At 46.9% G+C, this 14412-nt stretch carries 6 protein-coding genes; 1 reads left to right on the top strand and 5 read right to left on the bottom strand.

From position 1 onward, the window contains the following. Position 1: 1 nt before the first annotated feature. The 5 genes from QE382_RS11685 to QE382_RS11665 all read right to left on the bottom strand — a co-directional run bounded on the left by QE382_RS11685 (position 2) and on the right by QE382_RS11665 (position 11702). Entirely contained in the window at positions 2-1579 is a 1578-nt protein-coding gene (locus QE382_RS11685; RefSeq protein ID WP_307186048.1) for a RagB/SusD family nutrient uptake outer membrane protein, read from the bottom strand. Between the two features lie 18 nt (positions 1580-1597). Continuing rightward, a complete protein-coding gene (locus QE382_RS11680; protein ID WP_307186047.1) occupies positions 1598-4726 on the bottom strand; it encodes a SusC/RagA family TonB-linked outer membrane protein in 3129 nt (1042 codons plus the stop codon). Positions 4727-4845: 119 nt separating this feature from the next. Continuing rightward, positions 4846-6936, bottom strand: coding sequence for a polysaccharide lyase 8 family protein (locus tag QE382_RS11675; protein WP_307186046.1), 2091 nt, complete (start codon positions 6934-6936; stop codon positions 4846-4848). A 147-nt stretch (positions 6937-7083) separates the two neighbouring features. Further along, positions 7084-11247 (bottom strand): hybrid sensor histidine kinase/response regulator transcription factor, encoded by a 4164-nt coding sequence (locus tag QE382_RS11670; RefSeq protein ID WP_307186045.1) that lies wholly within the window; start codon positions 11245-11247, stop codon positions 7084-7086. 194 nt (positions 11248-11441) lie between these two features. Continuing rightward, positions 11442-11702 (bottom strand): hypothetical protein, encoded by a 261-nt coding sequence (locus QE382_RS11665; protein WP_307186044.1) that lies wholly within the window; start codon positions 11700-11702, stop codon positions 11442-11444. 304 nt (positions 11703-12006) lie between these two features. Here QE382_RS11665 and QE382_RS11660 point away from each other — a divergent pair, with 304 nt between their 5' ends. After that, positions 12007-14355 carry a GAF domain-containing protein gene (locus QE382_RS11660; protein WP_307186043.1) on the top strand — a complete coding sequence of 783 codons (2349 nt, stop codon included), beginning with the start codon at positions 12007-12009 and terminating at the stop codon, positions 14353-14355. Positions 14356-14412 lie beyond the last annotated feature (57 nt).

Here is a 14412-nt window from a genome sequence, read left to right as displayed (position 1 = left end):
GTTACCATCCGGGGTTCTGCGTCATTAGGTTATTGAGTGATAGTTCGCTAATCGGGATGGGTAAATAAATATCCCGTTCACTCACATTGTTGAATGCCAGCGCTAAGTAGCGGTAGTCGGATGGAGCCAGCTGTGTATATTGCTGGGCGACTAACTTCATCTCCGCGACAAAGGTACCATAGCGCACGAGGTCAAATTTTCTGAGACCCTCGTAGCAAAGTTCCCGAAATCGCTCCTCGCGTATAGCCGTCCGCATTTCGCTTTCATTGCTTATCAGGTTGTTTCGATTGGACGCTTTTGCACGATCGCGGACCTGCTGCAGTGCATTTTTAGCTCGGGCTGTCGGGCCATTCACCTCATTTTCCGCTTCGGCAAACATCAGCAGCACATCGGCATAGCGCAGCAGCGGAAAATTAATGGGTGTATAATTTCTGTTCTTGGGTTTTAGGATTTCATAATCGCGGCGGAACTTGGCGACATGCCGGCGCTCGATTTCCGCCGATGTGTAGAATACCGAATCTGTGACCAGATTGTTGACATGGTTGTATCGGTATCCTGCGATGTTCCAGTCCCTACGCTGATCAGTAGCCTCGTACGATTCAAACAGCTTGCGCGTAGCTGCCAGCAGACCATAACTAAAGCCCTTGCTTTCATCACTGGTCTGAATACCGCTCTGGTTGCCGATACGGCCGGCTTCAAAATCGCCAGTACGATTACCATAAAATTCTGCTTCCCAAATGCTCTCACCGATGTTGTAGCGGTCTGCCGCCATATCTGTAAAGATCTTCGTATAGCTGCCCATTAGGCTGTGGCTGTAGTCTCCGTCTTGCGGAAAGACCAGTTTACTGGACCATTCTAGTGCTTTCTGGTAGTTGGACACAGCATGGAGCGGAGCACCAGCCATCTTGAGGTATACACGGGCCAGTATACCACGCACCGCAGATCTGCTGACGCGGCCCGCATGGCCATAGGACTGAATATCTTTGACCATGGCTTCCGCAGCTTCCATCTCCTGCACGATAAAGGCATAGACATCAGCCTCCGGCGTACGCACGATATTCACATTATTGACAGAGCTTGTCGGCTCCGTTTTCAAGGGTACAGCGCCCCAGTTACTAACCAGTATAAAATAGTAGTAGGCCCGCAAAAATTTTACTTCCCCTTTGACCGACTGCTTATCCGCATCGTTCATTGATACGGCGTCGACTTTGCTCAGTAAAAAGTTAGCCCGCTCGATCCCTTCATACAAAAATCGCCAGATATCATTGATTTTAGGATTCGAGGCGTCATAGCTGTAGATTTCCGGTCCGGCGAGGTACGAAGAGCGAAAGTAGGCTCCCTCATCACCCAAGGTTAAATACGTGGAGTATGTCGACCCGTAAAAATCTTCCCTACCCAATATATCGTACACGCCCACCAACCCTGTCATCAACTCTTTTTCATTCTGATAATAGTTTTCCTTGACCACATCGTAAGGTTGCCTGTCCAAAAAGCTGGAGCAACCCCCTAGCAGCGTCATGGATGCCAAGAAGGCCGCTAGCCGTAGTCCGCTGCTATATATTGTTACTAATTGTTTCATCTTGTTTTCGTAATAGGGTTACAGATTGAGGTTAATACCAAACACAAAGGTCTTGGGTCTTGGGTATGAGGAATAATCAAACCCTGGGGTCAGCGCCGAGTAATACACCGCCACCTCCGGATCGTAGCCCGAGTAGCTAGTCAATGTCCATATATTCTGCACCGAAGCATATACACGCAGGCTCTTGACCTTCCATTTGGCCAGTAGCGCCCGATCAAAAGTATAGCCGATCGAACCCGTTTTCAGCCGCAGATATGATCCATCCTCAATGATTCGGCTCGAATAGACATTGGGTCCCTGTCCAGCGACTCGCGGCATGTTCGATAATGTATTTTCCGGAGTCCAGCGGTCCGCAAAGCTGGCAAACTGATTAAGGTGAGCCTTGCTACCGTTTTCAAACAGCAACCTGTTGGCATTGACGATATCATTGCCATAGGACCATTGCAAAAACAGGTGCAGATAAAAGTTCTTATACTTAAACGTATTGGCCAATCCCCCCTGATGGACGGGATATCCCCGACCGATCACCGTTCTGTCCAGATTATCCACCACCATATCGCCATTGAGATCCTTGTACTTGACATCACCGGGGCGGATGGAACTGCGCGTATTGCCATTGGTGGCAACCGTCTGCTTCAACAGATAGCTACCGTCAGGCTGTTGGTCAAAGTCTTCGTATGGATAAACCCCTTCCCAAAGGTAACCGTACATCTGCCCCAGCGGTTGATTAATCTTAGCAATATACAACGGTGTGGTTCGATAATCCTGATCCCAGGCCAGCGCCGTGGTGAGGCTCTCCTGATTTTCGGTAAGCTCAATCACTTTATTGCGGTTAAAAGAGATGTTGAAAGAACTGTTCCAGCTAAAATTAGGCTTTTGAATGATATCGCCGGCCACCGTAAGTTCGATCCCCTTATTGCTCGTTTCGCCAATATTCTTAAATGCGTTGCTATAGCCAGTGGTCGAAGGCAGTGCCGCATAGAGCAGCAGGTCATACGTGCGTTTGTGGTAATAATCTGCTGTCAGCAATAGCCTGTTTTTAAAGAGTCCCAGATCAATACCCGCATTGCTCTGCGCTGTACTTTCCCAGCGCAGGTCGGGCGTACCTATGCCCAAAAACATGCCTTGCAGCAGATTATTGCCCCAGGAGTAATAACCATTGGTGCTCACACTGGTATTCTCAAAATAAACCGGTGAAAAAGATGCGTACTCGTTTACCCTGTTATTGCCCGTTATACCATAGCCCAGCCTAACTTTCGCATCCGAAAACAAGCTTTGCTTTTTCATAAACGATTCATTAATCAGTCGCCATGCAAATGCTGCCGAGGGGAAATAGCCGTACCTGTTCGTACCCGTAAACTTGGAAGAGCCATCCGCACGAAATGATGCCGTCAAGAGATAGCGGCTCTTGTAATTATAGTTTACGCGAGCTAGGTAGGAGAGCATGGTCCATTCGGATTTCACCGATGTGACGGGCTGAGGAATACCTTCGCTCAGGCCCGCCAGACCTTTAATCTCATTGGGCAGCCGAATGGCCGACATACCGTATCGGTGGTATTTGTTACCCTGAAAGGTGATACCTGCGACCACATTAAGCGTATGATTCTTGATTTTTTTAGCGTAGGTCAAGAGATTTTCATTTAGCCAGGTGTTGCTCTGTGTATATAAGACCGATCCGTTCACACCGTTGGTACTGCCCGCAAATCCGTAACGTGTGCGGGAGTTGTTAAAGACATCCAGCCGTGTATCCGAATTGTTGATACCGCCATTGATACGTAATTTAAGCGCGGGTGAAAACGCGTATTCGGCATAACCATTGGCAATAAGACGATTGTTATAACTTTCGCGCAGTTCATTCTGTGCTGACAAGATAGGGTTAAAACGATAGTCGTTAGTCGGATTGGCCAGATCGTCTGTCGGATCGTTCAGCAGATCCTCATCTGGAAAAGCAATAGGGCGGTATCCCCATACACTATACATCAGGTAGTTCATAGCCGAAAAGGCCGATTCTGGGGCAGCAGGATTACTACCATCGGTTAGTGTCCCTGTATATATGGTGTTGATGCCGACTTTTAGTTTTTGAAAACTCTGATCCAAGGCAATTTTCCCTTGCTTACGGTTGAAGCCCGAGTTGATAATGATCCCTTGCTGCCCGAAAATATTGCCCGAAACAGCATACTTGGTATTGTTGTTGCCCCCCATAATGGAAAGGCTATGATTGTGCATAACGCCATCACGGAAGATATCATCTTGCCAGTCGTGGCTGGGGATGGATTTGTAATCCTCCAGCGTTTTGCCATCGCTAAAATAAGTCAGCTGCGAACCGACTGGATCGCGCTCTGCCTGTAGCTTGACAAATTCATACCCATTCATCAACTGCATGCTGTTGATGATCTGCTGCGACCCCACATAGCCTGTATAACTGATCTGTGGGGCGCCGCTCTCCCCTTTCTTGGTGGTGATCAGGATGACCCCATTCGCACCCCGCGCACCATATATCGCCGTTGCTGAAGCATCTTTGAGTACTTCGATAGAAGCAATCTCGTCCGGATTGAGCACATTGCTATTGGCATTTTCGATCGGAAAGCCGTCGATGACATACAGCGGTGAATTGTCTTGTGTGAGGGAGTTGGCACCACGGATGACGATATTCATCTCACTGCCTGGCTTACCACTTTCGGAGGTCACCTGCACCCCGGCCACACGACCGGCCAAAGCTTCCAGGGCTGAACCAACAGGCGCTTTCTTAATATCCTGCATATTCACCGACCCTACCGATCCGGTCAGATCTTTGCGTTGCACCTCACCGTAACCGATTACGACAACCTCATCCAACGATTTACTTTTAGGTAATAGCTTTATAGCTAATAATTTACTATCACTTAATGCAACTTCTTGTTCATCATAACCGATAAATTTAAAGATGAGCGTTCCCGTCGTTGCCGCGATCTTGATCGAGAAACGGCCATTCACATCCGTCGCGCCTTTTGTGCCGCCCCCCTTCTGCGAGATGCTTACGCCTGGCAGCGGTTTACCCGTGGTCGCATCGGTTACGACGCCTGTCATCTGCCGCTGTTGTGCATAGAGCTGCGTCCCATACATCATACAGGTGGCCCCCAAGACAATTGTTTTTACATAAGGTATCATAATGATTGATTAATTGATTTTAGGATTTCGTTCTTTGCTTTGTCCAATTCTGCCATAGCATCGACAATATATCGGTGCTATGGCAGAATTTCCCCATGTACAGGTTCTGCTGCGAGCCGTCAACGTATAGCAGACTTTGCTGTTGCTCCCCGATAGGCTCCTTGTGGCAGTGCGATCCGAACCTCTTTCGACTGACCAGACCGCTTGTCGCGCACATTGACCCGCACAGCATCAATCTGCTGATTGGGATCTGCTACACATAGCGTATAGCCGGAAGCTTCTTTATTGATCTGCAAAATAATAGGTTGATCAACTTCAACAAACAGTTGATCCGTTTCTAGCTGACCTGCCTGATAAAATACAGCCTGTATGCAGTCTAGCCCACGGTGTTCTACGGCTTGTACCGCCTTGGTGTTTGTAATGATCCTGACTTTTTCAGCTTCAAGTTTGTTTGGTGATTCGGTTCCAGGATATAGACTGTAAGCGTAAGTTGCATCCACTGGTCTGACGCCGTGGTTGATCCATAGCTTAAACACCATACCTGTTATACTTTCCTTAGATCGTGAGCGATTGATGTGATACCATGATCCCGTCTGCTTTTTGTTCGTCAAGGTGACCCCTGCACGATCGTTAAACAGGTAGGCCACCTGATTATGGCTGACGTACTCGCCCGGGTTTACCGTGCGCTCCAAAGAATCGACTGCAGGCATGGCCTTCCCACCCCATTTTACCTTACCTTTTTTCCAGGTCTGATTGAGCGTTGTCACCACTGGCGCGTTGCTGTTGGAGGTTATGCCAGCACCAAGGCAGACCACCTGCTTGTCAAAGAAAAACCAGGCTTTATGAGCCTTAATGCTATCATAGTCGAGCACCATGGCTGTACAGCCATATTGGCCATCCGATACACCACCTGCAAATTGGTTGCTAGCCAACTCGCCCCACTGCGCTGTGAGCACAGGGTCGGCTGTTCTATCCTGCGTCGTGGTACCCGGAATTTTATCCCACTCCCAAATCGGCATAATGTTCATATATTCAGGTCCGAATACCTGGATATTGGTCACCCCATCCGTCATATACTTTCCATATATATTTTCGCCATTTCCCGATTCAGATCGATTCGTTCGTGCGCTTGCTATGCGCACATTGACCTGGTAGCCTTCGCGGATATGTGTACTGTAGTCGCCCTTCCAGTAATGTCTATGTAATGGAGATCTGGGCGTATCGTATGGACTCGTGCTGTCCAGTTTGGCGATTTCATGCATCCACATCTGCCGCTGCTGGGGATCGATCGCCAGCATATGCTGCAACATCGTTACACCCGCGTTCTTTTTCAGTATGTTTGGCCGGGATATACCACGCCCCTGCACATTAAAATCGATGTAGCCGCCACGGATGATGGGCAAGTAGCTTTCTTTCAGAAAGCGTATAAAAAGCTGCTTCTTCTCCTCAGAAATTGCATAGGGCGTATCGCGTACATAATACATGATAGTAGATATACCTTTTAAAAATTCCTCCCCATAGCCGGCAATATACAGCTGCGGGCCATGTTGCAGATAAGAAAAATCATACTGTAAACCCTCCTTGCCATCAACAAGTTGAACGGGATAAAAGAGCTGTTCCAGCGAAGAAGTCAGCAGATGCTTGTCCTGCGTTATCAGCGCGCGATAAAAGTAATGGATAGCGATGTCGCTCTTATTGGCTCCTGTCATCTTGTATGGATCACCCTTAGTCATTTTCAAAACCAAGGCATCTTCCAGCTGCTTCGGAACCTGTTCTTTACCAGTCTTCATCAAGATCAGGGCCACCCCAATAGCTTTGGGTGTAGCGATCTCATTGTGCCACCAGTTGGTGCTGGTAAAATTATGCTGTGCCCAATAATTCAGGGCGCTGATAATCTGCGTATATAGTGCCCTATTTTGGTAGAGCGGGCTATCCTCGTGCACATATGCGCCGATCAGCTGTCTGACCCGATCCAGATGTGCGGTAGGCTTCCATTCGGTAACCGCACGGTCAGTATAGTCTATGTCGGGCCAGGCACCATCTTTGCCCAGGGTACTTCTGTATGTTTTGAGCAGATGATCTTTCGTAGATAGCTGAGCAAGCTCATCGTCCACCACCCGTCTGCTGATCGTTCCAAAAGGAAAATCAGCCTGAGCAAAGGACTGCACGCACAGTAGCGGCATAATAAGAATTAATAGGAGTCTATTCATATTGTTGGCATTTATATTGGTACTGTCTAACGACCGCAGGACACAGCGAAGCTGTTGTGTTAGCGATCGAGCAAATAGCTTCACAAATATGTAGAACTCATGGGACCCAATAGGGGTAAAAAAACGTAAATTTAGGGGTAAAATCCTTTACCTGCTCTTGTTTTCTCTATATTGTGTCGGATTTACCCCAAATTTCTTTTTAAACTCTTTACTGAAATACTTCCGGTCATTAAATCCGACGGCATAGGCAACTGATGCTACCTGATCCGACTGAATAAGCAGATTGGCGGCTTCGTTGAGCCGAATATCTTTGATCAGTTCAGTAGCGCTGAGTCCTGTCAGTCCTTTGACCTTCTTCAGTAATGCGCTTTGGCTCTGTCCCATCTTATCAGCCAGCATTGTTACGGAGAATATCGGATCTGCCATATATGCTTCCACTGTAGACCGCAGCTTATCTAGGTATGCCGTTTCGGCACCGGATATGATCTCGTCGCGCTTGGACAACAGCAGGTAGCTACGGTTGCGCTCTTTGGCCTGCTCCAGTGCAGATACTGTATTGAATATCTGCATATCGAGCACCTGCAGGTTAAACGGCTTTGTCACATAATTTATGATACCAGTCTGGTAACCAGACACACTATCCTGCTCCTCGCTTTTTGCCGTGAGCATAATCACCGGAATATGCGCTGTATCCGCATCAGCTTTGAGCGCCCTCACAAGGGTATAGCCGTCCATATAGGGCATGGCAATATCGGTTATGATCAGATCGGGCATACATTCTGCCACCACGACAAGTGCCGCCTTGCCGTGGGCCGCTGCGCTGACTCGATATCGTCGTTGCAGGTGCCCCACCAAAAAGGAACGTAGCTCAGCATTGTCCTCCACGACTAGTATATGAAAGTCGCGCGTTGGCTCTGACACTTTATAGACAGGACGGCCATCGGTCGTGTCGTCAGGGGGTTGCAGCACGCCGCTGCCTACCTGCTGCTCCGACGGAATGATACCAAGCGGAAGGGCGATTGTAAAGACAGTATCCTTTCTTTCGGAAAAAGCCTGCGCATCGTCTAGATAGAGACGTCCCTGATGCAGCTCGACCAGTTCTTTGGCGAAGGCCAGGCCGATCCCCCAGCCTTCCTTGGTATGCCCTTCATCCCCCTGGTAAAAAGTATCAAATATACGATCCCGCTCATCAGGTTTGATCCCTAGACCATTGTCGATCACATGGATCAGCAGATCGCTGTTGTTCCGAAGCACCAATATCCTTATCGAGGCGTTGTGCTCTCTCCTGAACTTAAATGCGTTGGAAAGCAAATTGAGCAACACTTTCTCCAATTGCTGAGGATCGGCCAGAAAGTGGCCTTCAAAGCGGTTTTCTAGTCTGTAGTCAATACCTAGATTACGGGCTATCGGATCAAAAGAGCGATATATCGGTTCAAAATATCTCGACGAGTCGATGACCTGCTTGTCAAGGCTAAGCTTACGGGCATCCATTTTATTGAAGGTCAGCAGCTCCTGAGTCAACTGGAGCAGCCGCTTGATATTACGCCGGACCTGTTGCAGCTGCTCACCCAGTTGATTATCAAGCTTGCTCTCCTCCAGTATTTTTTCCACCGGAGCATGTATCAAGGTTAGCGGTGTACGGATTTCATGACTAATCTTGGTAAAGAAATCAAGCTTGGACTGCATCAGAGCCGCTTGATCCTGGTGGTGTTTTTCTTCGTAGTACAACTTGGTTTTCAATTGCTTTTTTTCCAGATTATACCGATAAACATATAAGATGCCGGCAATCAGTAGCACAGCATACAGCGTATATGCGCCGATCGACTTGTAAAAGGGCGGCGCGATACGAATCTCAAGAGATCTGACCACCGTGCTCCATACACCATCGTCATTGGCTGTTTTAAGTTTCAGGGTATACTTGCCCGGGCTTAAGTTGGTATAAGTAATGTTGGGCCTGTCTGTCAGGTTCCAGTCTTGATCGATCTCCTCGATCTGATACGCATAAGTGTTTTTCTGCGGATTAATAAGGTTGTCTGAACTAAAATCGATGGTAAAAGTATTTTGATCATAATTCAGATCGATCGTTGTCAAGTAGTTTGGATTTTTAAGACCCAGGATCTGATCGGTACTTGCCCGATCCTGCCCATTGATGGTGAAACCTGAGATCAGCACATTGGGCATACCGGTATTGGCCCCCTGGCGCGATAGGTTAAGGGTAATCAGACCTTTATGTGAACCTACAAGCAGCTGTCCATCGTAGCTGAGCATGGCATTGGGCAAAAACTCATTCGTCGGAAAACCGTCCTCAATATTCATATACCGCTTTTTTCCCGTAATCGTATGGTAAAAGACCAAGCCATTGTTGGTGCTGACAATAATTTCATTGTGTTTGTTTTCGGCTATGCCGAGCACATGATAATAGCTGCGGCTAGGGAACAGCTCGATACGGGTGAGCTTTGCCGTCTGCGGATGATAGCTGAAAAGGCCCTTTTCCTGCGTTCCAATCCAGATTGTCCCCGACTCATCCTCCAAGAGCGTATTGACATAATGATCTCTCAAAATATCGCGCGAAATATAGTCATCCCCTCGTTCCGTATCTAGCTCACTCCATGTATTGTCCTTTAAACTGTTATCTGTTGCGCTATTACTGTCGTCTGAGCGCGGACTATCTTGACCTAGCTTGCCTCCATCAGGATCCCTTGCACTGCCGTAGCCATCTGTTTGCCTACTACCATGAGCTTCCCTACTGTTGCGCCGGCCAGGCTGCCGACTACGCCGCTGTAGCTCGCCCAGTCCTTGGGCTGTACCAATAAATACAGTACCGACCTTAGTGACCAAGATATCTTTTACGTAATTGTTGGCTGTATTTTTTGTGAAGGCCACACGGGGTTGCATGGCTTCGCTAAACTGGCTGTTTATGCGCTGCACGCCACGATTTCCCGTACCGATCCATAGCTGACCTTGCCGGTCCTGACTGATGCTCCCAATATAATTCTGCAGCAACGTGAGACCGTGTTCGCCACTGCTATTGTAGTAAATGATATCCTTGATGTTACGGCGGTTTATCCGTGCCAGCCCCGCACCAAATGTTCCCACGTAGATGTATTTTTTATCGGTCAGTATGCATTTGATGGTATTGGAACGCAGCGGAATCTTCTCGTATTCCTCGCTCCCTTTCCGTCGTAGATTAAGACCATCACGTTCCGTCCCCACCCAGGTATTGCCATCGCTGTCCATGGCAATGGCGCTGACAAGATTTCCACTAAGATGCTTGTAATGACCATCTGCCAGATCGACACGAAAAGGATACGCAGCAGGATGGTGATAATTGACCCCGCCAAAGTTGGTTCCCATCCAGACGATACCTTGCCGGTCGATATAGATAGTTTTGATCGAGTTGTCGTTAATACTGAATGGATGACTTGCGCTAGAGCGGATCTGTTGCAAGATGTGACCATCGGGTTGCAGCAAACTGCCCCCATCCATCGTCCCAATCCAAATCGTTGCTGTGCTTTCGACAGCGATGGCGCGTACGTAGTCGCTTGTCAGCCCGGTCTTAGTACCGTAATGCGCACTGAGCCTATAGCTGTCGTCAATCTCAAAAATGCCCTGCCCATCGGTAGCGATCCAGATTTTACCCGCAGCTACGCGCCGGATATCTTTGATTGCGGCACCCATAGGACCAAGCGCAATCGGCAGCACGTGCTTCTGGTCACGCCACAAGTACAATCCTTTATTACTACCTATGAGTATATCATTGCCTAGCTGCAATAGGGAAAAGATCTCAAGTCCCTGCAGTACATCAGCTCCCACTATTGATGGCTTATTTGCATCCTGAATTACCATCAGCCCATTGTTGGTGCCCAACAAAGCGCCAGACGGCGTAAATTGGATCGTTAACACAGCAAAGTGATTCCCATTTTTAGGAACGCGCTCCAGGTGCCTGATCCGCTGAAATCGGTCTCGCTTTGGATCATAGAGGTTCAATCCCTGCTGTGTGCCTATCCATAGCATTTTTAGTTGAGGATGTTCGGCAATAGCATAGATATAATTATTGGTCGATATCGTATGGATATCCCGATTATCTGAACGGTATTGTTTCACCTGATGTCCGTCATATCGGTTCAGCCCATCCCGGGTGCCGATCCAGAGAAAACCAGCTTGATCGCGGCATATACTCAACACCGTACTATTGGACAGACCTTTATCGTAAGTTAGACTTCCAAAGTGGGGCTGCGACCACACGGAAAATGCGATAAAACTGTAAAGTAAGGTAATGATAACGATACAACGGACATATCTCTTTGTCATTTAGATCCTTCAATTGGTAGTTCAGCAAGTATACGGTTTTCAAGCTAAGAATGAAACATTTTTTTGCTTCCGCTTTAAATCGTGCTTCTATGCTGCTTTCCACCCCATTGCATGATCTTTTTACCTTCAAGTTTCTTTCCAAAAAAATCTATTCGTCAAGACAAATCCATCATAAATTTGCGCTCTTTCACCTATTACGCCTCCGCACTATTATCAGTATTACGGTCTACAGACAATAGAAAGAGTAGTTTATCGATCGCTGGCCTGTGCCATTCTTCCGGCAAATCACCGCTGAGATAAGCAAGTTGTTCATCCAAGATGAGCTGGCAGCCATCCATTGTAATGCGTGCATATTCGTTTTGGCCTTCCTCCTGACCAACTTCAAAATCAAAATATTTTTCTGTTCCTTGGTCGTTGGTCACGGGAATCCCGGTAAAAGTAGTTCTCTCTTCCATGGTATTAGTTTTTAATTTTCATTTACGTTGTTATATTCTTGTTGCTGTAGCATCCGTTGGACCCCTATCTGCGTTTTCCGATCGATAAGCTAAAGTATAACACTGCTTTAAGCGATTTCATGTCATCCATTCGCTCCGATCTGTTACGACAGCTTAAGCTTTTTTACGTATAGAACAAGCGCATGACCATACAGTTTGATGGTTTTACGGAAAAATGTATTAAAAATCCATCCCGCAATCGCCGATTATTTTTTAATTTTGTACATCTTCCAGCAGTCATCTAATTTAGTCAGGAACAACCATTATGCAGTATAACTTCTCCTTTGATTCCAGTCCGTTCAAAACCCTGATCGCTTTTCACAAGATTATACCCGCCTTTGAAAAGGCCGCCTTATCGCCGGTCGATTTTCAGGCCGTTTACGCACGGGCGTTACTGGACGAAATCAAGAAGTATCCCCAACTGATCGAAGGTGTGGAGAACACTGACGAGCTGTTGGGTTACGAACCTATCATCAGGGTACTGCTGGCCGATCTGTTCCCAAGTTCACTAACACACAATGAGATCAAGGCCGTTACTATTCCCTTTCATCTCTACACGTTCAATCACACCGCAAGGCTCGAAAAAATCTTAAACGATGCTGGCGATCACTTTGAATTCAGTCTTCGCGACATCTCTGCCGAAACCTACTATATTCTCAATTGCTGCGTTATTATCAGCCAGTATTATGGCTTTAAGGTAGACGCCATGGATGCACCCCAATTTTTGGATATTCCAGATAAAAATAATATTATCCATCATTACCGCGTATTGTTCAATGCGGATTTTATGGATATCATCCCCACTGAACGTGCTGTACACCTTTCAGAAGAAGATATTGTTGAACTGATCGACAATTTTTCGGATATTGCCTTATGGAAATCCAAATTCCCAGAACGGAGCTGGATCTTAAAAGGCTTTGCCATAATGACTCTTTTTGACGCCACCATTGAAAATGCGGTATCGAGCTTTAAGAGTAATCTACTCCGCGAGAAGAGTGCAATCCAGCTGGCAGAAATTGAAACTATTTTTAGGTCTATCTACAAAATTAGTGACCTGCGCATCGGGCTCACCTCATTTGAAAAGGTCAGAAACGAATACAACTTACGCATTGTCGAAAAACAGCTTTACAGTCATCTGCTCTACGATTCCACCATCACCGAGTGTGAAGAGATGCTCTGCAGCGATACCCTCGAGAGTATGCTTACAAAAGATGAATATCTTGTCGTGCCCGATATCGATAAGATGCCCATCACTGATCCGAAACAGGCTTATTTTATCCATAAGCTGAAACAACAGCAGGTCAAGAGCTTTATTTTTGTGCCCCTTATCGAAGGTGGAAAAGTTTTGGGACTGCTCGAGATGTCATCTTCTCGGGTACGCGAACTCAATTCGGTCAATGCCAACAAGCTGAACTTTGTTTTGCCGTTTATCAAAGATAAAGTGTCGAAAGCATTTTCTGAAACGGAAAATCAGATCGAGGCCGTGATTCAAAAGGAATATACCTCCATCCACCCGAGTGTCAAATGGCGGTTTCAGGAAGAAGCTGTCCGTTTTCTGAACGACCGCGCTTTCGGAAAAGACTATGCCCTGCAGGAGATTGTCTTCGATCATGTCTATCCGCTTTACGGACAGATCGACGTACAGGGCTCGTCAGAATCGCGCAACCAAGCTATACGGCAGGATCTGTTCAACCAAAACAACGAACTGATCACCCTATTCACAGCCGTCAATCAAACACAAAAATTACCCTTGTTTGAGCAGAAGATTTTCGATCTGGAAAGAAATCTGGCGGCACTTCAGCATGCGTTGCTGACGGATACCGAACAACAGATGCTCGATTATTTTCATGCTGACATCCATCCTATACTGGAGAATTTCCGTAAAAGCACCCGAGATGCCCACATTGTCGATGCAATTGATCGGTATTTTGAACGTATCAACGCCGCAATCGGCGGTTTTTATGAGGCACGTCGCGATTATGACAGTTCCATCACGCTGATCAACAAAAAGCTCGTGGCCTTGTTGGACGAAAAACAGGTCGAAGCCCAGGAATATTTCCCTCATTATTACGAACGCTACAAAACCGATGGTATCGAGCACAATATGTATATCGGTGCATCCATTGCGCCCGATCGCAATTTTGAGCTGTATTACCTGCGCAACTTACGCTTATGGCAACTGCAGGTCATGTGTGCAATGGAACACGAATTTAAGTTGCTGCAGCCCTCACTTCCACATCAACTGGAGGTGACCTCCCTTGTACTGGTCTTTGCAACACCTATTTCTATCCGTTTCCGGATGGACGAAAAACAGTTTGATATCGATGGTTCCTACAATGTACGGTATGAAATTGCCAAGAAACGTATTGACAAGGCGAAGATTAAAGGAAAATCGGAACGCATTACCCAAAAAGGAAAACTGGTCATAGTATATTCCACCATTCACGAAGAAACCGAATATCTGGGCTATATAAAACTGCTTCAGCACAAAGGCTTGCTTGAGGCTGATATCGAACAGTTTGAGGTGGAAGACCTACAAGGTCTGATAGGTTTGAAAGCCATACGCGTAGGTTTCACATTTCAGCAGGTGGAAGTATTAAACCATATTCATTAATGTACCAGCATAGCTAACTGACAACTTTGAACAGCTTTATTAACACAAAAATTAATT

Origin of the sequence: Sphingobacterium zeae (assembly GCF_030818895.1) — a bacterium.
GTDB lineage: Bacteria > Bacteroidota > Bacteroidia > Sphingobacteriales > Sphingobacteriaceae > Sphingobacterium > Sphingobacterium zeae.
This window is presented reverse-complemented; position numbering and strand designations above follow the sequence as displayed.

Excerpts from the sequence above, each read along its gene's own strand:
- QE382_RS11685 (WP_307186048.1), bottom strand. The coding sequence starts at position 1,579 with ATGAAACAATTAGTAACAATATATAGCAGCGGACTACGGCTAGCGGCC.
- QE382_RS11680 (WP_307186047.1), bottom strand. The coding sequence starts at position 4,726 with ATGATACCTTATGTAAAAACAATTGTCTTGGGGGCCACCTGTATGATG.
- QE382_RS11675 (WP_307186046.1), bottom strand. The coding sequence starts at position 6,936 with ATGAATAGACTCCTATTAATTCTTATTATGCCGCTACTGTGCGTGCAG.
- QE382_RS11670 (WP_307186045.1), bottom strand. The coding sequence starts at position 11,247 with ATGACAAAGAGATATGTCCGTTGTATCGTTATCATTACCTTACTTTAC.
- QE382_RS11665 (WP_307186044.1), bottom strand. The coding sequence starts at position 11,702 with ATGGAAGAGAGAACTACTTTTACCGGGATTCCCGTGACCAACGACCAA.
- QE382_RS11660 (WP_307186043.1), top strand. The coding sequence starts at position 12,007 with ATGCAGTATAACTTCTCCTTTGATTCCAGTCCGTTCAAAACCCTGATC.